The organism is Cedecea selenatireducens (genome assembly GCF_042138895.1).
In the GTDB taxonomy this organism is placed as follows: domain Bacteria; phylum Pseudomonadota; class Gammaproteobacteria; order Enterobacterales; family Enterobacteriaceae; genus Cedecea; species Cedecea selenatireducens.
The window spans coordinates 385,109-410,112 of record NZ_JBHIKW010000002.1 but is presented as its reverse complement, the minus strand read 5'-3'; the positions used below and the strand labels follow the sequence as shown (position 1 = coordinate 410,112).

General features: G+C 57.5%; 20 protein-coding genes. 9 read left to right on the top strand and 11 right to left on the bottom strand.

What is annotated here, in order from left to right; all coding sequences use genetic code 11:
- Positions 1-27: 27 nt before the first annotated feature.
- A complete protein-coding gene (locus ACE38U_RS04775; RefSeq protein WP_176981965.1) occupies positions 28-1,188 on the bottom strand; it encodes a pyridoxal phosphate-dependent aminotransferase in 1,161 nt (386 codons plus the stop codon).
- 149 nt (positions 1,189-1,337) lie between these two features.
- Between ACE38U_RS04775 and mtnC the strand changes: the two genes are divergently transcribed.
- Together mtnC and ACE38U_RS04765 are read left to right on the top strand one after the other, a co-directional pair.
- Positions 1,338-2,021: an acireductone synthase gene (gene mtnC, locus ACE38U_RS04770; RefSeq protein WP_038480107.1), complete on the top strand. Its 684-nt coding sequence runs from the start codon at positions 1,338-1,340 to the stop codon at positions 2,019-2,021.
- Entirely contained in the window at positions 2,018-2,560 is a 543-nt protein-coding gene (locus ACE38U_RS04765) for a 1,2-dihydroxy-3-keto-5-methylthiopentene dioxygenase (protein ID WP_038480110.1), read from the top strand. The genes mtnC and ACE38U_RS04765 overlap by 4 nt, the downstream gene beginning before the upstream one ends.
- 628 nt (positions 2,561-3,188) lie before the next feature.
- On the opposite strand, the gene mtnA is transcribed toward ACE38U_RS04765, so the two are convergent.
- Complete coding sequence (gene mtnA, locus ACE38U_RS04760; protein WP_375529264.1) at positions 3,189-4,214, bottom strand: S-methyl-5-thioribose-1-phosphate isomerase; 1,026 nt, start codon at positions 4,212-4,214, stop codon at positions 3,189-3,191.
- Between the two features lie 107 nt (positions 4,215-4,321).
- Here mtnA and mtnK point away from each other — a divergent pair, with 107 nt between their 5' ends.
- Positions 4,322-5,521, top strand: a complete 1,200-nt coding sequence (gene mtnK, locus ACE38U_RS04755; RefSeq protein ID WP_375529263.1) for an S-methyl-5-thioribose kinase — start codon at positions 4,322-4,324, stop codon at positions 5,519-5,521.
- A 116-nt stretch (positions 5,522-5,637) separates the two neighbouring features.
- On the opposite strand, the gene ACE38U_RS04750 is transcribed toward mtnK, so the two are convergent.
- Genes ACE38U_RS04750 through ACE38U_RS04735 form a run of 4 tightly spaced genes read right to left on the bottom strand, consistent with a single transcriptional unit; the run spans position 5,638 to position 10,477 of the window.
- Positions 5,638-6,876, bottom strand: coding sequence for an LVIVD repeat-containing protein (locus ACE38U_RS04750; RefSeq protein ID WP_375529262.1), 1,239 nt, complete (start codon positions 6,874-6,876; stop codon positions 5,638-5,640).
- A gap of 11 nt (positions 6,877-6,887) precedes the next feature.
- The gene (locus ACE38U_RS04745; protein ID WP_375529261.1) at positions 6,888-7,952 is read right to left on the bottom strand and encodes a sugar ABC transporter substrate-binding protein; all 1,065 of its coding nucleotides are present in this window, start codon (positions 7,950-7,952) and stop codon (positions 6,888-6,890) included.
- A 27-nt stretch (positions 7,953-7,979) separates the two neighbouring features.
- A complete protein-coding gene (locus ACE38U_RS04740) occupies positions 7,980-8,975 on the bottom strand; it encodes an ABC transporter permease (RefSeq protein WP_038480125.1) in 996 nt (331 codons plus the stop codon).
- Positions 8,972-10,477, bottom strand: a complete 1,506-nt coding sequence (locus ACE38U_RS04735) for a sugar ABC transporter ATP-binding protein (RefSeq protein WP_375529260.1) — start codon at positions 10,475-10,477, stop codon at positions 8,972-8,974. Before ACE38U_RS04735 ends, ACE38U_RS04740 begins: the two co-directional genes overlap by 4 nt.
- 176 nt (positions 10,478-10,653) lie before the next feature.
- Between ACE38U_RS04735 and ACE38U_RS04730 the strand changes: the two genes are divergently transcribed.
- The gene (locus ACE38U_RS04730) at positions 10,654-11,733 is read left to right on the top strand and encodes an oxidoreductase (protein ID WP_375529259.1); all 1,080 of its coding nucleotides are present in this window, start codon (positions 10,654-10,656) and stop codon (positions 11,731-11,733) included.
- Positions 11,734-12,335: 602 nt separating this feature from the next.
- Here the strand turns inward: ACE38U_RS04730 and norW are convergent.
- Both norW and norV read right to left on the bottom strand, forming a co-directional pair.
- Positions 12,336-13,472 (bottom strand): NADH:flavorubredoxin reductase NorW, encoded by a 1,137-nt coding sequence (gene norW, locus ACE38U_RS04725; protein WP_038480138.1) that lies wholly within the window; start codon positions 13,470-13,472, stop codon positions 12,336-12,338.
- Positions 13,469-14,920: an anaerobic nitric oxide reductase flavorubredoxin gene (norV, locus tag ACE38U_RS04720; protein WP_176981972.1), complete on the bottom strand. Its 1,452-nt coding sequence runs from the start codon at positions 14,918-14,920 to the stop codon at positions 13,469-13,471. The genes norW and norV overlap by 4 nt, the downstream gene beginning before the upstream one ends.
- Before the next feature lie 222 nt (positions 14,921-15,142).
- Between norV and norR the strand changes: the two genes are divergently transcribed.
- Both norR and ACE38U_RS04710 read left to right on the top strand, forming a co-directional pair.
- The gene (gene norR, locus ACE38U_RS04715) at positions 15,143-16,663 is read left to right on the top strand and encodes a nitric oxide reductase transcriptional regulator NorR (protein ID WP_375529258.1); all 1,521 of its coding nucleotides are present in this window, start codon (positions 15,143-15,145) and stop codon (positions 16,661-16,663) included.
- A gap of 124 nt (positions 16,664-16,787) precedes the next feature.
- Positions 16,788-17,258 carry a 2TM domain-containing protein gene (locus ACE38U_RS04710; protein ID WP_038480146.1) on the top strand — a complete coding sequence of 157 codons (471 nt, stop codon included), beginning with the start codon at positions 16,788-16,790 and terminating at the stop codon, positions 17,256-17,258.
- On the opposite strand, the gene pdeB is transcribed toward ACE38U_RS04710, so the two are convergent.
- Positions 17,259-18,818, bottom strand: coding sequence for a cyclic di-3',5'-guanosine monophosphate phosphodiesterase PdeB (gene pdeB / locus ACE38U_RS04705; RefSeq protein WP_038480149.1), 1,560 nt, complete (start codon positions 18,816-18,818; stop codon positions 17,259-17,261).
- A gap of 107 nt (positions 18,819-18,925) precedes the next feature.
- Here pdeB and ACE38U_RS04700 point away from each other — a divergent pair, with 107 nt between their 5' ends.
- The gene (locus ACE38U_RS04700) at positions 18,926-19,639 is read left to right on the top strand and encodes a GntR family transcriptional regulator (RefSeq protein ID WP_038480152.1); all 714 of its coding nucleotides are present in this window, start codon (positions 18,926-18,928) and stop codon (positions 19,637-19,639) included.
- On the opposite strand, the gene ACE38U_RS04695 is transcribed toward ACE38U_RS04700, so the two are convergent.
- Positions 19,636-20,835, bottom strand: coding sequence for an enolase C-terminal domain-like protein (locus ACE38U_RS04695; RefSeq protein ID WP_038480155.1), 1,200 nt, complete (start codon positions 20,833-20,835; stop codon positions 19,636-19,638). The genes ACE38U_RS04700 and ACE38U_RS04695 overlap by 4 nt on opposite strands.
- 291 nt (positions 20,836-21,126) lie before the next feature.
- Between ACE38U_RS04695 and ACE38U_RS04690 the strand changes: the two genes are divergently transcribed.
- Together ACE38U_RS04690 and ACE38U_RS04685 are read left to right on the top strand one after the other, a co-directional pair.
- Positions 21,127-22,527 carry a PTS transporter subunit EIIC gene (locus ACE38U_RS04690; RefSeq protein WP_038480157.1) on the top strand — a complete coding sequence of 467 codons (1,401 nt, stop codon included), beginning with the start codon at positions 21,127-21,129 and terminating at the stop codon, positions 22,525-22,527.
- Between the two features lie 43 nt (positions 22,528-22,570).
- Positions 22,571-23,566, top strand: a complete 996-nt coding sequence (locus ACE38U_RS04685) for a LacI family DNA-binding transcriptional regulator (RefSeq protein WP_375529257.1) — start codon at positions 22,571-22,573, stop codon at positions 23,564-23,566.
- Here the strand turns inward: ACE38U_RS04685 and ACE38U_RS04680 are convergent.
- Positions 23,561-25,003 (bottom strand): glycoside hydrolase family 32 protein, encoded by a 1,443-nt coding sequence (locus tag ACE38U_RS04680; protein WP_176981976.1) that lies wholly within the window; start codon positions 25,001-25,003, stop codon positions 23,561-23,563. The two genes, ACE38U_RS04685 and ACE38U_RS04680, sit on opposite strands and share 6 nt — an antisense overlap.
- Position 25,004 lies beyond the last annotated feature (1 nt).

Genomic DNA, 25,004 nt, shown 5'->3' with positions numbered 1-25,004 from the left:
CCCCGTCCTGCGACGGGGAACGCTTTATTACACCTTACGTAATCTTTCTGCCGCTGCGTCCAGCGTCGCTTCCTGTTTGGCAAAGCACAGGCGAATCAGCTTGTGCGGGAAGGCATCCGCGCAGAACACCGACAGCGGGATTGCCGCCACGCCCACTTCTTTGGTTAACCACTGGCAGAAGCTCACGTCGTCGAGATCGGAAATGGCGCTGTAGTCTGCCAGCAGGAAATAGGTGCCTTCGCACGGCAGAATTTCGAACCGGCTGTCCGCCAGCGCCTCAACAAAGCGGTCGCGGCGTGCTCGGTAAAACTCCGGCAGTTCGCGATAATGCTCCGGCTCGGCGCGCAGCATATCGGCAATCGCAAGCTGCGCCGGGGTATTCACCGCAAACGTCAGGTACTGGTGCACTTTACGCAGCTCCGCGCTGATGGCCGCCGGTGCCACGCAGTAGCCCACCTTCCAGCCCGTCATATGGAACGTTTTGCCGAAAGAGGACACAGAGATAGCGCGCTCGCGCAGCTGCGGGTGAGCCAGCACGCTGGCGTGGCCTTGTTCGTCGAAGCAAATATGCTCGTACACTTCGTCGCTCAGCACATAAACTTCGTGCTGCCCGATGGCCTGCCACAGCGCGGCAAAATCACTTTTTCGCCAGACGGTCGCGGACGGGTTGTGCGGTGTGTTAAGAATAACAAGGCGAGTTTTGTCGCTCAGCAGCGCAGCAAACGCCTGCCAGTCAACGCGGAAGTGAGGCGGCTGGAGCGAAATACGCTTGAGAATTCCGCCGGAAAGCGTCACGGCCGGGGCGTAGCTGTCGTAGCTTGGGTCGAAGCAAATCACCTCATCGCCCGGGCGAACCAGCGCGGTGATGGCAGCGTAGAGCGCTTCGGTCGCGCCAGCGGTGACCGTAATATCGGTATTGGCATCCGGCTTGTGGCCGTACAGGGCTTCGGTTTTCTCGGCGATGGCTTCACGTAGAGGCTGGACACCTGTCATCGGGGCATACTGGTTCGCGCCCTGGCTTACGTGAAACGCCAGGCGTTCCTGCAGGAAGCGCGGGCCGTCAAAATCAGGGAAGCCCTGGGAGAGGTTAATCGCCTTGTGCTGCTGCGCCAGGGCGCTCATTTGCGTGAAGATGGTGGTGCCGAGCGCGGGCAGTTTGCTTTCTGGAATCAAAGGGGAGTGGCTCATTATTCTTCGACCTTAACGTGATGCGTGTGTTTCCCTGTGTTGCCGGGACTATAACACGATGTTAAGATTTGGCAATCAAGACGCTTAGACGTCTAAATAATAATGACCTCAGTTGCAAACATAAAGCAGCGCTAACGGCTGGAGAGATAATGATTCGCGCCATTGTTACCGATATTGAAGGCACCACCAGCGACATTCGCTTTGTGCACAACATCCTGTTCCCGTATGCCCGCGAACGCCTCGCAGGTTTTGTTCGCGCGCAACAGAATGAAATTGCCCCAATACTCAACGACCTGCGGGCGGAAATTAATGAACCACAGGCGGATATTGATCGGCTGATTGAGACGTTGTTTAGCTTCATGGATGTAGATCGTAAATCTACCGCGCTTAAAGCGCTGCAGGGCCTCATCTGGCGCGATGGCTACGTGAATGGAGACTTCACCGGCCATCTCTATGATGACGTTCTGCCCGCGCTAAAGGCCTGGAAACAGCAGGGCATTGCCCTGTATGTCTATTCGTCTGGCTCGGTGGCGGCGCAGAAGCTGCTCTTTGGCTACAGCGACGCCGGGAATATTACCGATTTGTTCAGCGGCTATTTTGATACCCACGTTGGGGCCAAGCGAGAAGTGCAGTCCTACCGCAACATCGCGGAACAGGCCGGCGTGGCGCCAGAAGAGCTGCTGTTCTTGTCCGATATTCACCAGGAGCTGGATGCTGCGCGGGAAGCTGGTTGGCAAACCGTGCAGCTGATTCGCGGCGAGGCCGATGAAACAAGCAGCCATCGCCAGGTAAACCGTTTCGACCACATTAATCCGGAGTCGTTTTCTTCATGAGCGCATTGACCATTTTTACCGATACCGAAGCAAAGGAGCCGGTATGGCACAGCACGGACGCGCAAGAAATTCGCGAGCAGCTGAACGCAAAAGACGTGCGTTTTGAGCGCTGGGAAGCGAACCAGGATTTAGGGGCTAATCCGACGTCGGAGACGGTGATCGGGGCCTACCAGCACGCTATCGACAAGCTGGTGGCGGAGAAGGGCTATCAGAGCTGGGACGTTATCAGCCTGCGGGCGGACAACCCACAGAAAGACGTGCTGCGGACCAAGTTCCTGTCCGAGCATACCCACGGCGAAGACGAAGTCCGTTTCTTTGTAGAAGGCGCGGGGCTGTTCTGCCTGCATCTGGACGACAAGGTGTATCAGATCCTGTGCGAGAAGAATGATTTGATTTCCGTCCCGGCCGGAACGCCGCACTGGTTTGATATGGGGTCAGAGCCGCACTTTACCGCGATTCGTATTTTCGATAATCCGGAAGGCTGGGTGGCTCACTTTACTGGTGATGCGATTGCGGATGCTTATCCACGGTTGCCGTAGTTGATGAGTTGAGTTGAGTTTTTCCCTGGAAGGGCTGTAACTTAGTCACAAATTCCCGCGACGATGTAGGAGCGGCAAACATTCCGTTCACTTCCAGTCCTGTTTTATATGAAGCCCCCGTACCGGTTCACGGCTCGGGGGAATCACCGTCATTCCCCCGAGACCCCGGACTCCCGGCGAAATAAATCGACCGCTAAAGCGGCAGACCTCCGTTTTATCTCCCAGTCCTGGGTCGGCTGAGACGCGTTCCCGACGCTCTCAGCCTCCGGCCGTTCCCGACGTCCGGACCCTGGCCAGTCGGAGAGAAAACGGAGGCGATTTAAGCCGGAACCGAGCCTCGCTTCAAATCCGCAGCCACGCTGAAAGCCGCAGGCGCTGCAAGTCCCACAGCCACGCCCTTGCCGGGCGCCGGGGCTGTTCGGGGGATTGCGTGATCCCCCGGACACGTTCACCGTTATCTGAACGTGCAGGGAAAACAGATCTATGGGTGAACGGAATAACGACTGATTTAAAGAGTCACCCTTGAATTTTTTGAAAGAAAGATAGGTAAAAGGCTACCCCCCTGCACGGGCAACATCCCCTTTTTTATCCCTTCTCCCCTGTGGGGAGAAGGCCAGGATGAGGGGCATTATTTTTGAGGCAAAAATACCCCATCCCGGACTTGCTCCGGCGTCACTACGCCCGTATCCAGAATCCAGCCGCTAATTAACTCTGCCGGCGTTACGTCGAATGCCGGGTTGTACACCGTGGCGTTTTCAGGTGCCCACTGCACGCTACCAAAACTGCCCGTTACGCCGGTCACTTCACCTGCCGCTCGCTGCTCAATAGGAATGGCCTCGCCGTTCGGACAGTTTCTGTCCAGCGTGGTATGCGGGGCGGCAACGTAGAACGGAACACCGTGATAATGCGCCAGCACGGCCAGGCTATAGGTGCCGATTTTATTCGCCACGTCACCGTTCGCGGCGATGCGGTCAGCGCCTACCCAGATAGCATCCACCTGCTTTTTCGCCATCAGGCTGGCGGCCATTGAATCGCAAATCAGCCGGTAAGGAATGCCAAGTTCACCGAGCTCCCATGCCGTGAGCCTGCCGCCCTGCAGCAGCGGGCGCGTTTCATCTACCCAGACGCTGGCGACGTGGCCTTCATTAAACGCGCGCTGGATGACGCCCAGCGCAGTACCTACGCCTGCGGTAGCAAGGCCGCCGGTGTTGCAGTGGGTCAACAGGCGGCTGCCAGGTTTCACCAGCGCTGCGCCTGCACGGGCTATGTTGTCGCACAGCACTTTATCTTCTGCCACCAGCCGCAGAGCCTCTTCCCCCAGGGCTGCAACAAAGTTTTCCTGGGCCAGCGCCTGCTTCATGCGGTCGAGGTTATTCATCAGGTTAACCGCCGTCGGGCGGGAAGCGCGCAGGGTTTCCAGCGCCCCGGCGAGCTGGGGCTTTGTAAGTCCTTGCTCTGCCAGCAGCGCCAGCAGCAGGCTGGCGGAAAGACCGATCAGCGGCGCACCACGCACGCTAAGAGCATGAATATGGCTGACCAGTTGGCCAACGGTATGGGCCGGGAGCCAGTTTTTCTGCTGCGGCAGCGCCTGCTGGTCGAGGATCCAAAGCTGGTTATCACGCACTTCAAGGCTGGTGGTTTTTAAATTATGCATTCGTGTTAATTCCATGTTGCGTTGTTGCGGTATATTGTGCCAACATGACTTCCAGATGTATAGACGTCCAAACGTCTTAATTTACTTTATTTTCTGAGAGGATCGCCATGTCGCAATACCGCACTTTTACCGCCGCTGACGCAGTGGCTTATGCTCAACAGTTTGGCGGGCTGCAGACGCCGTCTGAGCTGGTGGAGGCGCAGGAAGTGGGCGACGGCAACCTTAATCTGGTGTTTAAAATCTTTGATACCCAGGGCGTTAGCCGGACGATCGTGAAGCAGGCGCTGCCGTATGTGCGCTGCGTGGGCGAGTCCTGGCCGCTGACGCTGGATCGTGCTCGTCTTGAGGCGCAAACCCTGGTGGAGCACTATCAGCACAGCCCTGAGCACACGGTGAACGTGGTGCATTACGACCCGGCGCTGGCGGTGATGGTGATGGAAGATCTCTCCAGCCATCGCATCTGGCGCGGCGAGCTGGTGAAGGGCGTTTATTATCCTCAGGCGGCAAGCCAGCTTGGGGAATATCTGGCAAAGACGTTGTTCCACACCTCGGATTTCTACCTGCATCCGCATGATAAGAAGGCGCTGGTTTCCCGTTTTATCAATGCTGAAATGTGTGAAATCACCGAGGATCTGTTCTTTAACGACCCGTATCAGATCCATGAGCGTAATAACTACCCGGCCGCGCTGGAGCAGCAGATCGCCGCGCTGCGTAGCGATAACGCTCTAAAGCTGGCCGTGGCTCAGCTAAAACATAAATTCTTCTCCAGCGCCGAAGCGTTGCTGCACGGTGATATCCACAGCGGCTCAATTTTCGTGGCGGAAGGCAGCCTGAAAGCCATCGACGCCGAGTTTGGCTACGTTGGCCCTATTGGGTTTGATATTGGCACCGCCATCGGCAACCTGCTGCTGAACTACTGCGCGCTGCCGGGGCATTTTGGCCCACGTGATGCGGCCAGCCAGCGCGAGCAACGGCTGAAAGATATTCAGGAGATTTGGCTGAGCTTCTCCGGGCGCTTTATAACGCTTGCACGTGCTAAAACGCGCGACGCAGCGCTGGCGACGGAAGGATATGCCGAACACTATCTGCAAAAAATTTGGGTAGATGCGGTAGGCTTCTGTGGCACCGAGCTGATTCGCCGCACTGTCGGGCTGTCGCACGTGGCCGATCTGGAAAGTATTGAAGATGAGGCGACTCGCCTGGCCTGTGTCAGCCACGCGATTGAGCTGGGCAAATTCCTGATTCTGATTGCCGACCAGGTGAATTCAGTGGATGAGTTTATTGCGAGAGTTCGGCAGAAGGGGTGAGTTTTCTTCTGTCATGTTCGCTTTAATCAAGGACTATGCGGGTCTGGTGAACGGAATTTCATCCATATCCACATGAAAATCAGCGCTCACAAAGAAATTGCCTCTAAATCGTAGGGCTACCCCAAATACTCGATAATCGACAACCCACCGTTATAATCCGTGCTGTACACAATCCCTTGCGCATCCACAAATACATCACATGACTGGATTACCTGCGGGCGGCCAGGGCGGGTATCCATCATTCTTTCCGGGGCGGCTGGCACTAGCGCACCGGTTTCTACCGGGCGGTATGGGTTCGAAATATCGTAGGCACGCACGCCCGCGTTCTGATAAGTCGCGAAAATCAACGTATCGCTGATAAAACTGCCGGGGCGGTTTTCGTGCAGGTTATGCGGGCCGAAGTGCGCGCCTTTCGCCACATAATCAATCTCATCCGGCTGCGGAAACGTGGAGATGCTGACCGGGTTTGCCGGGTCACGAATATCAAACAGCCAAATCAGCTTCTCGCCGTCTTCCTGGTTGTCCAGCACCGCTTCGTCGAGCACCACCAGCAGATCCCGGTTCGGCAGCGGCAGCGCCGTGTGAGTACCGCCGCCAAACGGCGGGCTCCAGTTGCGGTGGCTGATGAGCTGTGGCTTCGAGCGGTCAGACACGTCCAGCAGCGTCAGGCCACCGTCGCGCCAGCTGGCATACGCCGTGTCGCCGCTGATAATCGCGTGGTGTAACGCATAGCGTTTCCCTTCCGGCCAGGTCGGTTGTTCACCTGCGGCGGTGTTCATCCCCGGCAGCCACCAGTTGCCCGCCACCTGCGGGTTGAGTGGGTCGGCGAGGTCGATAGTCAGGAAAATGTAATCGCTAAAACCATCAATCAGTGCGGAAACATAGGCCCAGCGGCCGCCCACGTACCAGCAGCGGTGAATGCCGATGCCGCTCAGCGACAGGAAGCTAATTTCTTTAGGCTTGTCAGGCGTGGAGATATCAAAAATGCGTAATCCGGCGCTCCAGCCTTTGTCCTGCACGTCGCGAACCGTTTCGCCAACCGATTTGGTGTAGTAAACCTTTTCATCGGCGAAGCGCACGTCGGCGAACAGGTCGCGGGCGTTAATCACCAGCAGCAGGTCGTCGTGTGCCTGCAGGTGAATATTCCAGGTGCCCGGCGGCGCGGGCACGAAGCCCGCCGCTTTCGGGTTTTTGGGGTCGCGGACGTCAACAATCGAAAAACCCTGAGACACCATATGGCCGATGTACGCATAGCCCCGATGCACCATCAGCTGCACGCCGTCGGGTTTTCCACCCTGATCGCTATGGCCGATAAGCCGCATATTGCGGCTGTATTCGGGTTGTGGCAGTGCCATTGCGCGACTCCTTATTTATTTTTCGCTTCGAGTGTGGCAAACCACGGGGCGATAAAGTCGTCGGTCTGGCCCCAGCCCGGAATAATTTTGCTCAGCGAGGCGACGTTGACCGGGCCAGGCTGGCTCGCCAGCAGCGCCTGAGGAATAGCGGCCGCTTTAAAGTCGTAGGTTGCAGGCGTTTGCTCCCCGGCAATTTTGTACGCGACGAGGCGCACGTTGGTGGCGCCAATCAGCTTCGGGTCCACCGCCACGCTGACCTTCCACGGGCTGTTGGCTTCACGCATCAGCTGAATATCCTGGTTAGAAACGTCGATGCTGTAGAGTTTAATTTCGGTGCGGCCGTTCTCCTGCAGCGCTTTATAGGCGCCCTGGCTGAAGGCGTCCCAGGTGCCCCAGATGGCGTCGATTTTACCTTTTGGGTATTTCGCCAGTACCGCGCCCACTTTGTTGGCGGTATCGCCCTGTACGTCGGAGGAAACCGCGCCGATGGACTCCAGTTCTTTAATGCCCGGGTTGGCTTTCAGCAGTTCCTGATAGGCGGCCTGGCGGCGTTCCATCGGTGGGAAACCGGCGACCCATAGCTTGATGATGTTGGCTTTGCCGTTGAAGTCTTTAACCAACTGGCCGAAGGAGAGGCCGGTCAGCGAAGCATCGTCCTGCTGGGTCACGGTCACGCCAGGAATAGTGCCGTTAACCGCGGTATCAAACACCGACACCGCAATGCCAGCAGCCACGGCTTTTTTTACCAGTTCGGTAGAGTAAGGGTCACGGCCCTGAGAAAGAATAATCCCGTCATACTTCTGGCTAATGGCCTGGTTCACAAAGTCCTGAAAGCGGGCGTCGTCGCCGTTGCTCAGAAACGTGCTGACCTTGAAGCCCAGCTTTTTGGCCTGCTGAACCGCCCCGGCGACAAACTGCGTGGTGTTATCGTCGGAACCGAGGTTACGAATCACGGCGATGCGGACAGGACCGTCGTGCGCGGCGATTTTTTCCGGAACCGGCGTAGGCGTTGCGGCGTGGCCAGGCAGCGCGGCGAGCAGGCTAAGCGCCAGCAGTGAAGTTGTCAGTTTTTTCATGGTCGTTACCCTGTGTGAAGTGTTGTTTTAGCGTCGTTGTATGTAAGTAATCGCCAGCGCTGCAGCCAGCACCAGGCCTTTAATAATATCCATGGCGTAGTAGGGCACGGAGAGCATCACCAGCCCGTTTTGCAGCACGCCCAGAATCACCGCGCCGACCAGCGTGCCGAGCGCGTTAGGTTTGCCAGAGCCTGCCAGAGAGAAACCAATCCAGGCCGCGGCTACGGCATCCATCAGGTAGCCGCCACCGGCGTTGACCTGTGAAGATCCGATGCGCGAGGCCAGCAGAATGCCGCCTAAGCCCGCCAGCAGCGAGGCCAGCACGTAGGCCGCCACGCGATAGCGAGTGGTACGTATGCCGGACAGACGAGCCGCCTCCGGGTTACCGCCGATGGCGTACATCCGGCGGCCATGTTTGGTCAGAGACAGCGCAAGCTGGGCAACCAGAGTGACCACCAGCATGATGATAACGATGGTCGGCACCTGCCCGAGCAGGCCAAAGGCGGCGGGAATAGTCCCTTCGGCCATGTCACCGCTCGGCAGCACCATATTTTCGGTAATCGAGCCGCCGTAGCTGTAGGTCATCGCCACGCCCTGAATCACAAACAGGCTGGCCAGCGTGGCGAGCATGTCGGGAATTTTCAGCACCACGATCAGGAAGGCGTTAAACAGCCCGACCAGCGTGCACAGGACCAGGGTGATAAGAATGGCCTCGGTGGTGCCGAAGCCGTGCCAGACGAACAGCGAAATCACCAGCGCGTTGGCCAGCGAGGCGGTCGAGCCCACGGACAGGTCAAACCCGCCCACGGTGAGCGAGATAGACACGCCGATGGCAATCACCGTGACAATGGCGATGGAGCGCAAAATGTTGATGATGTTGTTGGGCTCGAGGAAGCTGTCGGACGCGATGCCGAATAGCGCCACCAGGGCGACCACGGTGAGCAACATCCCCCATTTGTAGAGAAAGTCAAAAAGCTGCTGGCGGCCTGAAGCGCTGGCCTTAAGGGATAATGCTTTGCTCACGCGGGGGTTCCTCCGGTGGAGTAGAGTAATAAGGTTTCTTCGCTGGCCTGATGGCCGTCCAGCTCGGCGACGATACGCCCGTCCCACAGGACGCAGATGCGGTCGCACAGCCCGACCAGCTCTGCAAATTCGCCAGAGGCGTAAATCACGCCTTTTCCACGGCGAGCCAGCTGGTCAATCAGCACGAAGAGATCGGTTTTGGCTTTGATGTCCACGCCTTTGGTCGGCTCGTCAAAAATCAGCACGTCGGCTTCGTTGCGCAGCCATTTGCCGATGGCCACTTTTTGCTGATTGCCGCCGGAAAGGCGACGCAGCGTTTGCGTCGGGCCGCTGGTGCGAACGCCCAACTGCTTAATCGTCTCTTCTGCCCAGCGTTTTGCTTTACGGTGGTTGAACAGCCCCCAGCGGGTAAACTGGCTATCTGAGCTGACGGCAAGGTTCATGGTGACCGACTCGTCGATAAAAATGCCTTCTTTGCGGCGCTCTTCCGGCACCAGCACGATGCCGCGAGTAACCGAGTCTGCCGGGTCAGTCGGGCGCCAGTTCTTGCCTTTTAATTCACCGCGCTCAAGCGTGCTACGGGTGGCGCCAAACAGCGCTTTGCAAAGCTCCGTTTTCCCGGCGCCTGCCAGGCCAGCAATGCCCAGAATTTCGCCTTTGCGCAGCCGCAGCGAGATGTCGCGCAGCAGCGAATCGTCATGCAGACCTTCCACCGCCAGCAGCGTGTCGCCCTCAACCGGCGGGCGGTGAGGGGGATAAATATCTTCGAGCTGGTGGCCCAGCATTTTCTCGACAATCTCTTCGCCGCTGAGGTGCCCCATCGGGCCGCTGTCCACCAGTTTGCCGTCGCGCAGAACCGTCATCTGGTCACAAATCGCTTTCAGCTCGTGGATGCGGTGGGAGATAAACACCACGCCGATGCCGCCTTGCTGCAGCCTCTGCACGACGCGGAAAAGATGTTCGCTTTCCTGGCTGTCTAATGGGGCAGTGGGCTCATCGAGGATCAGAAAACGGCAGTGATGAGAGAGCGCCCGCGCCAGCAGGATTTGCTGTTTTTCCGCCAGGGTGCATTGCTCAATGCGTTTTTTGACGTCTATCGCCACGTCGAGCTGTGCCAGTGCGGCGCGAGCCTGTTGATAAATTTTCGACCAGCGATAGACATGCCCCGCCTCCGCCAGCTTATCGAGCATGATGTTTTCCGCCACGCTGAGGCCGGGTACCAGCGCAACATCCACCTCCTGCTGAACCAGATGGATCCCCAGAAGTTTGGCGTCATGCGGGCTGCGGATTGTTACCGCTTCACCGTCGATCAGGATCTCGCCCTGATAATGGTCGTGGGCACCGGAAAGCACCGCCATCAGCGTGGATTTCCCCGCACCGTTTGCGCCGGTCAAAGCATGTACCGAGCCGCCATCCAGCCGGAAGTTCACCCGACTCAACGCGTTAAAGCCCGCGAAGGCGATAGAGATTTCTCGCATCTCAAGGCGGTCAGGCGTAGTCATAGCGTCGGCGGCTTCCGGGTTTAATGAATTGATCTGTCGAATTTTTAGCGGCCTTCTGGGTTGCGGGCAATGAACGAAAAGACATAAGATAAAGCAAAATGATATTAGCCGTCCAGATGTCTGGACATATCATCAGCATAGAATATATCCCGCCAGCGAAGAAAAGGAAATGCATCATGACCAGCACCGCTATCCGCGTGGTTACCGGCCCCGCTAACTACTATTCACATCCCGGCAGCCTGGCCCGCCTGACCGAGTTTTACAGCGAAGAGCAGCTGAACAACGCGGTATGGATTTATGGCCAGCGTGCCTTTGAGGCGGCTCGTCCCTTCCTGCCGGAAGCCTTTTCGCTGCCGGGTGCAAAGCATATTCAGTTTGGTGGGCACTGCAGCGAAAGCGATGTGCAGAAGCTGGTAGCCGAGTCCGGTGAGCGACAGGTGGTGATTGGTATCGGCGGCGGCGCGCTGCTGGATACGGTAAAAGTGGTGGCTCGCCGTTTGAATGCGCCGGTGGTGGCTATTCCGACCATCGCGGCAACCTGCGCGGCCTGGACGCCGCTGTCCGTGTGGTACAACGACGCCGGGCAGGCGCTGCGCTTCGAGATTTTCAACGATGCAAACCATCTGGTGCTGGTGGAGCCTGAAATTATCCTGCGCGCGCCGCAGGAGTACCTGCTGGCGGGGATCGGCGACACGCTGGCGAAATGGTATGAAGCGGTGGTGCTTAGCCCGCAGCCGGAAAATTTGGCGCTCACGGTGCGCCTCGGCATTGGGGCCGCGCTGGCTATCCGCGACGTTCTGCTCCAGAGCAGCGGGCAGGCGCTGGAAGATCAAAACCGCGGTGAGCTAAGCCAGGCGTTTCTGGATGTGGTCGAGGCGATTATTGCCGGAGGCGGTATGGTGGGGGGCCTGGGCGAGCGCTATACCCGCGTTGCCGCCGCACATGCCGTACATAACGGCCTGACGACGCTGCCGCAAACCGATCGTTTCCTGCACGGTACAAAGGTGGCCTACGGAATCCTGGTGCAGAGCGCATTGCTGGGGCAGGACGACGTTCTGGCACAGCTCACGCAGGCGTATAAGCGTTTCAATTTGCCCACAAAACTGGCGCAGCTGGATGTCGATATTCAAAATCGTGCCGACCTGGATAAGGTGATTGCCCGCACTTTGCAGGCGGGTGAATCTATTCACGCCCTGCCGGTGGCGCTGTCGCCAGAGATTTTGCTGGCGGCGCTGGAGAAAGTGGAGAGGTTGTAGGGGGCATTTCGAATATACAGGTGCGGTGAATATTCCGTTCACTCCCAGTCCTGGGTCGGCTGAGATGCGTTCCCGACGCTCTCAGCCTCCGGCCGTTCCCGACGTCCGGACCCTGGCCAGTCGGAGAGAAAACGGAGGCGATTTAAGCCGGAACCGAGCCTCGCTTCTTATTTTTACCCTCACCCTGACCCTCTCCCTGGAAGGGAGAGGGAATAAACAATGTTTCCCATAGCTGTTGTTTTCTCCCTCGCCCCTTTGGGGAGAGGGCTGGGGTGAGGGGAAGATTTGTCCCCGGCTCTCATCGCCCCCGGTTATGACCCAACTCAGGCGGGGTTGAGCTGCCGGGAGCAGCGAAAGAGAGCGAGCGTCGGGAACGAATCGCGAAAGACCCCGAATGTTTGGGTGATAACCGGCGGGTTTACCGCTTCAGTGGCGATGAGCTCGCCGGGCGCCAGGGTTGCCAGGGAGATGGCGCTTTCTCTCTGGCACGTTCACCGTGCGTTGAACATGCAGGGGAAATTGATCTACAGGTGAACGTAACAACGACAGAGCCAAGAGTTCTCCCTCAATATTTTGAGCGGTAGTCCTCTGGGAGAGAGGCTTCAGCCTAAATGCAGCTCCCGCACCAAACTAAACGCCTGCTTCATATGCTCCTCGCTGACGATAAACGCCCTCAGCTGCTGCGCGGCGTCCGTCCCTTTGGCTATCAGCCCTTGCTGGCTGGCGGTAATCTGCCAGGTCAGGTCGTGACGCTGGGTTTCGCCGGCCAGGTGCAGCGGCATTTCCGGCGTTTTCACCTTGACCAGCATCGCCGGAAGGGAAAGTGCGTCTTTCGCGCCGAGCAGGTTTTTCGCCAACGTCATGGCGCAGAGCTGAATGGGCTGCAGGAATGCCAGCACTTTACCGTCGATTTCCGCGCAGTCTCCAAGGGAGTAAATATCCGTGTCAGAAGTTTGCAACTGGCTGTTCACCTTGATGCCACGGTTAACGTCGAGCCCCGCGTGCTGCGCCAGGCCAACGTTCGGACGTAGGCCGATGGCGGAAACCACCGCATCAACATACAGTTTACGGCCGTTATTGAGCGTGGCACATAGCCCCGGCTCCGTCTGGTTTACCGCCTCGAGCCGCTGGTTAAACAGCAGCTCGACGCCCATCTGCGTCAGGCGAGACTGCAGGCGGCCGCTGACCTCCGGCGGGAGGAGGGAAGCCATCAGATGGCTGGCGTTATCCACCAGCACGACCTCTTTCCCTGCGCGGCAGAAGTCCATCGCCAGCTCGCTGCCGATCAGCCCACCGCCGAGGATCATCACCCGCCGGGCGCCACGCAGCCGCGTTTCACAGGCCAGGTATTCCTGCTGGCTGTTCAGTGTTAGCATTAGCTCTTTGCCTGCTATTGGTGGCAAAAGGGCGGCGGAGCCGGTCGCCAGCACCAGTTTGTCGTAGTGCCATTGCTGCTCGCCGCATTTCACCCGCTTGTTTTTCGGGTCGATGCTGCTGACCCAGCTGTTGGCGTGCAGCGTCAGGTTGAACTGCTCTGCAAACGCACCGGCCTGCTGGCGGGTCATCGCTTCGGCACGCTGATTTAAGCTCATCACGTGGCTCAAATCCGGCTTGTTGTACTCGTCGGCGCTGTCGGCGGCAATCAGCCGGATAGGCACCTCTGCGCTGTGTTTACGGATATTTTTCACCAGCTGGCGGGCGGCAAAGCCCGAGCCGATGATCGCGATGCCGTTGTTCATTTGGCCTCCGTTGCCAGTTCGTCGAAGACATCTTTGCCCAACGAGCATTCAGGGCACAGGAAGCTGTCCGGCACTTCGCTCCACGGGGTGCCAGGTTCAACGGCCTGCATCGGTTCGCCCAGGGCCGGGTCGTAAATCCACTGGCAAACGCTGCACTGCATGCAGGGACCGAGGTCGACGCTGTCGGATACTGGCGCAGCTTCTGAAACTACTGGTGCGGCGGTCATAGCGCTGTGGGTCACTGGCAGCGGGGAGAGCGCCCACTGGCGGGCAATTTCGCGGCCATGCTCGCGGCACAGCGCCAGCGCATTGCCGTCCGGGCGCCATTTCGCCTTCAGGCTGAGGGACATTTCAAAGCCTGCGTCCTGCAGGCGGGTAGAAAGGCGGTCTACCGCGCCGCCGCTCCAGCCGTGGGAGCCGAAGGCGCTGGCGCGTTTGTTGCGAAAGCGCAGCCCGGTTATCTCTTCCACCAGCCCGGCGATCTTCGGCATCATCACGTTGTTCATGGTGGAGGTGCCGACCAGCACGCCTTTGGAGCGGAACACGTTGGTCAGGATTTCGTTTTTATCGCTGCGGGCCACGTTGAAGATTTTCACCGCCACGCGTGGGTCAACTTCGTGGATCCCCTGGGCGATAGCGTCGGCCATCATACGGGTGTTGTTCGACATGGTGTCGTAGAACAGCGTGATGCGATCTTCCTGGTAATCCGCAGCCCATTTCAGGTACAGCTCAACGATTTGGGTTGGATTCTCGCGCCACACCACGCCGTGGGAGGTCGCAATCATATCCACCGGCAGGTTGAAGCCGAGGATTTCGGTAATTTTCGGCGTCACCAGGCGGCTGAACGGCGTCAGGATGTTGGCGTAGTAGCGCTGGCACTGCTCGAACAGCTCGGTCTGGTCCACTTCGTCGTTAAACAGGTGCTCGTCGCAGTAGTGCTGGCCGAAGGCGTCGTTGCTGAACAGCACCGCGTCGCCGGTCATGTAGGTCATCATGCTGTCCGGCCAGTGCAGCATTGGCGTTTCGACGAAGATAAGCTGTTTGCCATTGCCTAGCTCCAGGCTATCGCCGGTTTTCACCACGTTAAAGTTCCACTCCGGGTGATGGTGGTGGCCGTTAATAGAATCGATGCCGTTTGCCGTACAGTAGATGGGCGTGTTCGGGATGCGTGACATCAGCTCGGTCAGCGCCCCGGCGTGGTCTTCTTCCGCATGGTTGATAATGATGTAATCGAGCGTATTAAGGTCGATCTCACGCTCAAGGTTCTGCACAAACTCACGGCTGAACTTATGGTCGACGGTGTCGATCAGGACGGTTTTTTCTTCACGGATGAGATAGCTGTTATAGCTGCTGCCGCGCAGCGTTTTGTATTCGGTACCGTGAAAATCACGCACTTCCCAGTCACGTTGCCCAACCCACTGAATGTTGTTTTTAACCTGAATAGCCATTGAGAACCTCATTGATGTCATAGCGTTAAGTGCTTCAATGACTGTTCTATAGCGAGTATCGTGCCAACTTTTTAACTTATTGATTTTAGTTGTTTTATTATTTATCTTGCCGTTTTTCATTGTCATAATGACATTATTGATTTTGGTCATTATGACACTGTTGTTTGTCATTTTGACTACTCAGGCGTAAGCTGAACTCCCCGTTTTCCCCGGAGCCTCATCATGAGCCTGTCGATGTCTTCTCTCGCCGCCATTGCTATCGAACTGCAAAGCGGCATCAGCCATTCTGATCGCTTTTCTCGCGTCATCCGCACGCTGCGAAAGCTGCTCGGCGGCGATGCCACGGCGCTGCTGCGCTACGAGTCGCGCCATTTTTACCCGCTGGCGATTGACGGCCTGGCTGTCGACGTGCTGGGGCGGCGCTTTGCCGTTGACGCTCACCCACGCCTGGAGGCTATCGCCCGCGCAGGTGACGTGGTGCGTTTTCCGGCCGACAGCGAGCTGCCCGACCCGTACGACGGCCTTATTCCCGAACACGAAGACCTCAAGGTTCATGCCTGCCTGGGGCTGCCGCTGTTTGCCGACCAGAATCTTATCGGGGCGCTGACCGTGGACGGCATGGACCCCCACCAGTTCGACGGCTTCAGCGATGAGGAACTCAGGCTGATTGGCGTGCTGGCCTCCGGGGCGCTGAATAACGCCCTGCTGCTCGAACAGCTTGAGAAGCAAACGCCGGAAGGCACGGTGCAGCCCGCCATTGCGCGCGGCGTGGTGGGGGAGATGATTGGCCGCTCGCCGGGCATCATCCAGTTGAAAAAAGAGATCGGGATTGTTGCCGCCTCGGATCTTAACGTGCTGATCACCGGCGAAACGGGCGTCGGGAAAGAGCTGGTGGCGCGGGCGATTCATGCCGGTTCTGCAAGAACGGCGAACCCGCTGGTTTATCTTAACTGCGCCGCACTGCCGGAAAGCGTGGCGGAGAGCGAGCTGTTCGGCCATGTGAAAGGCGCTTTCACCGGCGCAATTCACCACCGTACCGGTAAGTTTGAAATGGCGGATAACGGCACGCTGTTCCTGGACGAGATAGGTGAGCTGCCGCTGGCACTGCAGGCCAAGCTGCTGCGCGTGCTTCAGTACGGCGATATCCAGCGCGTGGGCGATGACCGCAGCCAGCGGGTGGATGTCCGGGTGCTGGCCGCCACTAACCGCGATCTGCGCCAGCAGGTGGTTGCCGGGGCGTTTCGCGCAGACTTGTTCCACCGCCTGAGCGTCTTTCCTCTGCACGTTCCGCCGCTGCGTGAGCGAGGCAGCGATATTGCGCTGCTGGCCGGGTTTTTCTGCGAGCAAAGTCGCGTGAAAATGGGGCTCAAGCAGGTGGTGCTGAGCGAAGCGGCGCGCGTGCAGCTTGCACACTACGGCTGGCCGGGGAACATCCGCGAGCTGGAGCATGCCATTTACCGCGCTATTGTGCTGGCTCGTGCAGGTCATCCGCAGGGAGAGCTTGTCCTGCTGCCCCAGCACTTCCAGCTTTCCGGCCGGGCGGATGGTGCATTCCACGAGCCGGAAACCTTAACTCAAACGCCTCCTTCTGCCAGCCTGCGCGAAGCTACCGATGAGTTTCAGCGCGTCAGAATTATTGCAGCGCTTGCGGGCAACGGTAATAACTGGGCGGCTAGCGCCCGGCAGTTGGGCGTCGACGTTGCCAACCTGCATCGGCTGGCGAAGCGGCTGGGGGTGAAGTAACCCCTGTAAGCCTTTACGGCAGGGTGTCAGGTTGCTGTCGGCTTGATGTCGTGTTGCTGTCGTGTTGAAGTGGTGCGGGCCAGGCCATAGTCAGGGCGGGTTAAATCATTCGAGGATCTCAGCCATGAGTAACAACATTAAAGCGTTGCGTTTATCCCGCGCCTGGTCCCAGGAGCAGCTGGCCGAACTCTCTTCCCTGAGCGTCAGAACGATTCAGCGTATTGAGAACGGGGGGCAGGCAAGCCTGGAAACCATGAGCGCGATTGCCGCCGCGTTCGATCTCAACGTGACGGATTTGTACGACGATAATGAGCCGGACGGCGAGCCGGAAGATGCGCTCAATACGCGGATTATTGAGGCCAAAAAGCGTGTTGCCCGTGAGTATCGCTATTACCGTTCGCTGCTGGTGTGGGCGATTGTGTGTGCCGGTCTGGCGGTGATTAATTTGCTGACTTCGCCGGGCCAATACTGGTTCCTGTGGCCGACGCTGATTTGGGGCGCGCTGCTGGTGATGGGCGGCCTGCGCCTGTTCCTGCTGAAGGGCTGGCTGGAAAAACGCCAGCAGCAGCGCCTGCAGCAGATATTGCGCAAGTAGTTAGCCAATAGCGCGATTGCGTGCAATCCAGTCGATAAAGGCCTGTTTAGGCAGGGCTTTGCTGTAAAGCCAGCCCTGCCCCCAGGCCACGCCGTGCTCGCGCAGCCACGCGGCCTGTGAAGCGGTTTCAATCCCTTCGGCGAGGGTCGCCAGATTCAGGGTCTTCGCCATTTCAATGATGTAAGGCGTGACGTTTTTGTACTCCAGCGCGTCGACGAACGATTTGTCGATTTTGATAATATCGACGTCCAGATCCTGCAGGTAGCTCAGGCTCGAGTAGCCGGTGCCGAAATCATCCAGGTAGATAGGGTGACCCGCCTGGCGGTATTCCGCCACGATAGGGGCGCTAACTTTCGGGTTGGCAAAGCCGCGCTCGGTAATCTCCAGCGCGATTTGCTCCGCTTTGATTTGATACTTCAGCAGCAGAGGTTTGATGACCTGCAACACCTTGTCGTTAAGCACGTCGCTCGGTGAGAGGTTGATGGAGACATGGTGGTGAGGGTGAGCGTGCAGCCAGTCACCGAGATCGGCGAAGGTCTTTTTAATCACCAGTTCGGTTATCTGCGAGATAAGCCCGGCCTGCTCGGCAATGGGGATAAAGACGTCCGGGCTGATAAAGCTGCCGTCCGGCAGACGCCAACGGATTAACGCTTCCGCCCCCACGCCTTCTCCGGTGTTTAAATCAACAATAGGCTGATATTCAAGGGTGAACTCCCGGTCGCGAATGGCATCCTGAATGCGTGCCTGGGGGGACTCAAGGCGCCGCAGCAGGCGAGTGATGAACCAGCCCGCGCTCAGGCTAAACAGAATGCCAATCGGCAGCCAGATGATCATTTGTTTGTACCAGGCCGCCTGCAGCGGGGCGCTGGGTGCCCAGGCTATCATTGCCAGCCCTAACGCCGATGAGCGGCGAATGACATAGTCATTTTGCCCGTCAGAAAACTCCTCCACGCCTTTTCCAATCTGGCTTTCCCAGCTGTCATCAGGCAGCTTTGCGTTACTGGCGATAAGCCGGTTGTGCTCCATGCCAACCATCGCGACGTCAACCGGGTTGTGGCCGAAGGGGATCACGTCGATAAAGGCTATCGGGTCTATAACCACCACGTGCTGTAATTTGCCGATATACATCATCGGGCGTTCGAAGCCGAGGTCGGTCACGTCGGTGTACCAGGCGAAGAAGCCTTTGGTGCCTTTGGTATCGGGAGGGCCAAGCTTCGCGCCGTCGTGCGTGGCTTCAAGCGAAGAGCAAACGGTGCGGTTATTGGCGAGATAGACCACTTCCTGGATGTAGCGATAGTTGAAAGCGACCCGACGCATCGCATCCAGGTGGGCGCGGGAGCAGTACTGGCCGCTGAAGCTGTTGATCTGCGTGAGCGCGGCGGTGGCCTGGTTGATGACTCTTTCGCTGCGTAACAGCGCCCGGTCGGCGTAGTTTTCCAGCTCGCTATGGAAGGTTTTCTCGGCCTTGTTGTGCGCCAGATAGATGCTAAGCAAGACCGGCAGCAGCACCGCCACGATCAGTACGCCATTGACGAGACTGACCATTTTTTTGCTTGTCATAGGTGGGTTCCGGCGTAAGGAGGTAAACGTTAGAGGTAATTTACCTGCCAGCATAGTTCAGCCGGCGCAGTAATGTTATGTTTCAGCGCAAAGCTTAGGAGCGCGCGATGAAAAAGAAAGACTTTGTGACCCAGGACTTACTGAGCAAAATTTATCAGCACAGCACGCCTGGGCCGCGCAAACTGCCGCCTGAGCGCCAGCTTGCAGAAGAGTACGGGGTTTCGCGCTTCACGATTCGCCAGGCGCTGGAAAAACTGGTCAGTATCGGCGTGGTGTCCATCGTCCAGGGTTCCGGGATCTGGATTAACGAACAGGCCCGCAATAGCCCGCTGGTTTATAACTCTATCACCGAAAAGCCCTTCGATCGCATTACCTTTCGCCTGGTCAGCCTGCATAAAAAGCTTCCCGATCGCGACGATCAGCAGATCTTTGGCCTCGGGCCCGAGGAGTTTATCTGGCAGTTTTGCCGGCTGCGGCTGGTGGATAATCAGAAAGTACAGATTGAAACGTCGCGCATGCCGGCCAAAGATTTCCCCGACCTTAACCAGAAGGCGATTGAAAGCTCCCTGCAGCAATATGTTTTAAGCAAGGGATACCGGATTTCGCATTTGTTGACCCGCTACCAGGCCATAGCGGTTAATAAAGAGCAGGCGCAGCTGCTGGAGTGCAAGAAGGGGCTGCCCGCAATGCAGATAAGCAACCGTGGGATCCTTGAAGGGGGACGGGTGTTTGAAATCAGCGATATTGTCGATATCGATTATTCCTGCACCTACGTCATCCCCTTTAACCACGATAATCTGGTTCGCCGTAAATCCTCTTAGGGCGTATGTATTGCGCCGTTGGGCAGACGGCTTTGTGTCCATTCATGCGGGCGATATTCTACCGGGAAACGTTCCGCCTGTTCCCTGTCAAACCCCACGCCAATACCCGGTTTTTCCAGAGGGTACATGTAGCCTTGTTCCGCGATCGGTGCGCCAGGGAACACGGCGGCGGTATTCTCTTTGACGGGAATAAATTCCTGAATCGCCGCGTTATGCAGATGAATATTCAGGTGAGTATTCACCGCTACGGCGATGGGCGTCATGTCCGGCGGCCCGTGCCAGGCCAGGCGTACCCCAAAGGCCTGGCAGAGTACCGCCAGTTTGAGCGCCGGAGTAATCCCGCCGATTTGCGAGACGTGACAGCGGATAAAATCGATGCGTCGATTCACAATAAGATCGTGCCATTCCGCCGGGTTATTGAACAGCTCGCCCATCGCCAGCGGCACGGAAGAGTGGTTACGCACCTGTTCCAGCCACGCGCTTTGCTGCGGCGGCAGAATGTCCTCGATAAACCACGGCTGATACGGTTCCAGCGCCTTAGCCAACTGAATGGCCTGCTGCGGGAATAGCCGTTCGTGAACGTCGTGCAGGATATGGAACCGATGGCCGTATTTCTCACGCAGCGCGCGGAACATTTCCACCGTGTTGGCCATATATTCATCCTGGTCATAGTACGCGCCAGGCGTGGGGGTTTTAGTCTGGTGCATGCCCTGCGGCGTGCCGCCGTAGAACCCCAGCTGGCAGCGAATGTACCTGTACCCTTGCGCCAGAAGCTTTTCCACTTCCTGATAGAGCCCTTCGAGCGTTTCGCTGGCGGCGTGGCTGTAAACCGCAATGGCGTCCTTCGATTTGCCGCCTAAAAGCTGGTAAAGCGGCATATGGGCCAATTGACCTTTGATGTCCCAAAGTGCCATATCCACGCCGGCGATGGCGTTGTTCATGATCGGGCCGTTTCGCCAGTAGGCGTTGACCGTCATCATCTGCCACAGGTCTTCGATGTGGTTAGCATCGCGGCCAATCAGCAGCGGCTTGAGGTATTCATCGACCAGGGTTTTTACCGCCAGCGGCCGCTGCTGGAATGTCGCGCAGCCGAGGCCGGTAACGCCTTTGTCGGTTGTGACCCGCACCGTCACCAGGTTGTGTCGGTCCGGCTTAGTAATAAAGCATTCAATATTTTCGATAATTGTGGGTAGCACGAGATAGCTCCACCATCAGGCTGATGTAAACGCGGTAAATTAAGTTCTGCTATTACTATCACCCTATTTTTCCCCGCCGGTAAACGCTTTTTTTGACTCTTTTTTATTGGTCAGCTATTTCACCTATAAATGCAATAAAACCGTACCAATTGTTTGTCTTTCTCGTTTTGTTTGCTTTGTGGTGGCTAATTGTGATGCGGGTCATGTTTCATTGGTTTGTTTTTTGTTTTTTGATTCTCTACCATCAGCGGCAGTAAAACATAACAATAAACCAACACCGGGGAGTTATTCATGGGGAGTCGTGACGTCATTGCTTCTATTATTCGTCTGGTCGGCGGGACGGATAATATTAATAAAGTCTGGCACTGCATGACGCGTCTGCGTTTCGATTTAATTGATGATAATAAAGTGAACCAGGCGGAGATCAAAAAGCTGCCCGGCGTGCTGGGGGCGCAGACGCAAAGCGATCAGTTCCAGATAATCATCGGCCCGCAGGTGAACAGCTGGTACGAACAATTGAACGCTCTGCTTGGCGGCGCGAAAGAGGCCCCGGCTGCGCCCGCTGGCAAGAAAGAGCGTAAAAGCCTGGTGTCGATGTTTATGGACACGGTTTCCGGCGTTTTTGGCCCGATTGTGCCGGCGATTGCCGGGGCAGGGATGATAAAAGGCCTGCTGGCGGGGCTGGTTGCGCTCAAGCTGATCTCAGCCAAAAGCGATACGGTGATAGTTATCGATCTCATCGCCAGCGGCGTGTTTTATTTTCTGCCGTTTTTCCTGGCGATTTCCGCCGCCAGAATTTTCAAAACTAACGAATATCTCGCGGCGGCGGTGGCGGCCTGTTTAATGTATCCGTCGCTGATTGAAGCGGCGAAGGCGCTGGCCGCACATCAGGCTGGGGCAGTTGATGCTTTCTATTTTCTTAACGTGATCCCGGTTTCAGTCTTCAACTATGCTTCCAGCGTCATTCCGGTGATTTTCTCGGTGCTGGCGCTGAGCTATATCCACCGCTGGGTCGATAGCATCATGCCCGAGGTGCTGAAAACGGTGTTTACCCCCACGCTGACGCTGTTCATCGCCGCGCTGGTTGCGCTGGTGGTGATTGGCCCGCTGGGCATTTATTTGGGGAAAGCGCTGGCCTGGTTTATCGAAGGGTTGTTTGGTGTTTCAGCGAGCTTTGCCGGGCTGGTGGTGGGGGCGATTCGCCCGATTGCGATTCTGACCGGGATGCACCACGCCATGACGCCGATTGCGCTGCAAAACTTCACCGACCGGGGCTATGACATGCTGATGCCGATGATGTTTATGGCCAACATGGCCATCGCCGGGGCCACCTTTGCCATCTGGCGCCAGAGCAAGTCGAAAGCGGACCGTTCAGTGGTCCTGTCGGCGGGGATTTCTGCGCTGCTGGGCATTACCGAACCGGCGCTGTTCGGCGTGTTAACCCGCTATAAGAAAGCGTTTATTGCCGCCACGATAGCCAGTTCGCTTGCCTCGGCGTTCATTGCCTTCTTCGGCGTGCGGCTGTACGGCTATATCCTGTCGAGTATCTTTAGCCTGCCGGCCTATATTGGCCCGTACTTTATCTTTGCTCTGCTGGGGGTGGCGCTGGCGCTGGGGCTGTCTTTCGTACTGACCACGGTGCTGGTGCGGGAAAAAGGCGCAGAGTCATTCTCGTCGAGAAAAAACGCTTAAAAAACGCTACTATCGGTTTTTCTTTTGCGGTGAATGGCTGGATATGGCTTCTCTGAAAGACGTAGCAACCCTGGCGGGCGTGTCGTTAATGACCGTCTCCAGGGTTATTAATCAGGCTGAACACGTTAGCCCGGTAACCCGGGAGCGGGTGCAGCGAGCCATTGACGAGCTTAATTATGTGCCGGACTATTCTGCCCGAAAGATACGCAGCAAAGGCGTTAAAGCTTCGACAATAGGCATCCTTGCGCTGGATACGGCAACCACCCCCTATTCTGTAGAAATGCTGCTGGCCATTGAGCAAACCGCACGTGAGCGGGGCTGGAACAGCTTCCTGATTAATATTCTTTCTGCCGATGACGCCGAGCGGGCAGTTAATCAGCTATTAGCCCAGCGGCCCGACGGCATTATTTTTACCACGATGGGCCTGCGGCACGTTGAGCTACCCGCAGTCTTAAAAAACCACCGCGTGGTGCTGGCTAACTGTTTGAGCGACGAGGCTGGTTTACCGAGCTATATCCCCGATGATTTTAACGGCCAATATCAGGCGACCCGCTATCTGATTGAACGAGGATACCGTCGCCCGCTGTGCCTGTGGCTGCCCGGTGAAGCCCTCGCCAGCCGCCCACGCCGGGACGGATTCGAGCAGGCCTGGCGTGAAGCCGGGTTAGAGCTTGAGGCGGTGACGCAGTATCACATGCAGTGGGGAGATGCCCACTATCCCGAACTGGCCGAGCGCGTTGCCGCGCATTGTAAAGAGGGGAAAGCGGATTTCGATGTGCTGATTTGTGGTAACGACCGTATCGCTTTTGTCGCCTACCAGACGCTGCTGGCGCGGGGAATTGCTATTCCTGAGCAGGTAGCGGTACTCGGATTTGATAATTTGGTCGGGGTCGGCGATTTATTCCTGCCACCGCTGACGACGGTCCAGTTGCCGCATGACGAAATCGGTCGCCAGGCGGCACTGCATTTGATTGACGGTCTGACCAGCGGCGGTGTGAAACGGCTGCCTTGCCCGCTGGTTAAGCGCGTCTCGTTATAGCGCGTTCAGCTGCCACAGGGTGCCGCCACGACATAAGGCTCTTCCGTGGCTGGCGAACAGCTCAAGCTGGCGTTCTCCCGACCGCGGGTAGAGACGGCTGCTGAGGCAGTATTCGCCCTGGTTAACAAAAACTTCGATAGAAGAACGATCGATAAAAATACGCAGATGAAGATCGCCGTTTTCCGATAACGGCACGCTGCGATCCCCGCAAAGCCGCTCATCCTGATAGCTGCGTGACAGCACCAGGCGCCGCGCCTGAGAGTCGACAAACAGTTCGCAGCCTTGCCCCAGACGGATGCCGTAGCGCTCAGCCGTGCTTTGCCCACACTCCCAGGCTATCTCCAGCTCAACCGCCTGCGCATCGGGCAGCAGCCTCTGGTTAAGTTTATCCAGCACGCAGGGCAGAACCAGCTGTTCATGGGTGCGCAGCGTGGCCAGTTCGTGCACCGGATTCTGATAGAGTTTTCCGTTTGGCATAATGCACACTTCCCGGGGGAGGCTGAGGCTGCCCGCCCAGCCTTCGCCTTTAGAGGGCATGGGGGATTCCCACATGTCCATCCAGCCCATCACGATGCGGCGGCCATCGGCGGCGACAAAGGACTGCGGCGCGTAAAAGTCGTGCCCGTGATCCATCTCTTCAAACGGCTGACAGAGCCTGAATGCTTCCCCCGGTTGCCATCTCCCGCGCAGATAGCCGCTCTGGAACAGATTCTGATACTTCAAGCCCTGTGCCGGGATGCCCTGAGGGGAAAACATCAGGATTTGACTGTTGCCGAGCGGGAAGAAATCCGGACATTCCCACATATAGCCCATACCCGCGTCGGCTTCCGCGAGGATACGATCCAACCGCCACTCCCGCAGTGAATTGCCGCGATAAAGCAGTACTTTGCCCCGATCGTGCTGGTCGCGTGCGCCGAGTACCATCCACCAGTTGCCGTCCTGTTGCCAGACCTTCGGATCGCGGAAATGCATGATGCCGGGCGGTGGGGTAAGAATGACGCCCTGTTTCTTAAAGTGAACACCGTCTTCGCTGGTCGCGAGGCATTGTACCTGGCGTATAGCGCTGTCATTTCCCGCACCTTCAAGCCAGATATGCCCGGTGTAAATCAGCGAGAGCACGCCGTTATCGTCAACCGCGCTGCCGGAGAAGCAGCCATCTCTGTCCCATTCGTTACCCGGAGCCAGAGCGATAGGCTGGTGCTCCCAGCGCACCATATCCCGGCTGGTGGCATGTCCCCAATGCATCGGCCCCCAGTTTTCATCAAACGGATGGTGCTGATAGAAGGCGTGGTACAGCCCGTTGTGATAAATCAGGCCGTTAGGATCGTTCATCCAGCCCGCGGGCGGCGCCAGATGATAAAGAGGATAAAAGGCGTTCCCGCGCGTTGCCTGCAGCGTTTCTAAGGCTGCTTGTGCCTTGATAAGTGGGGTAGTCATA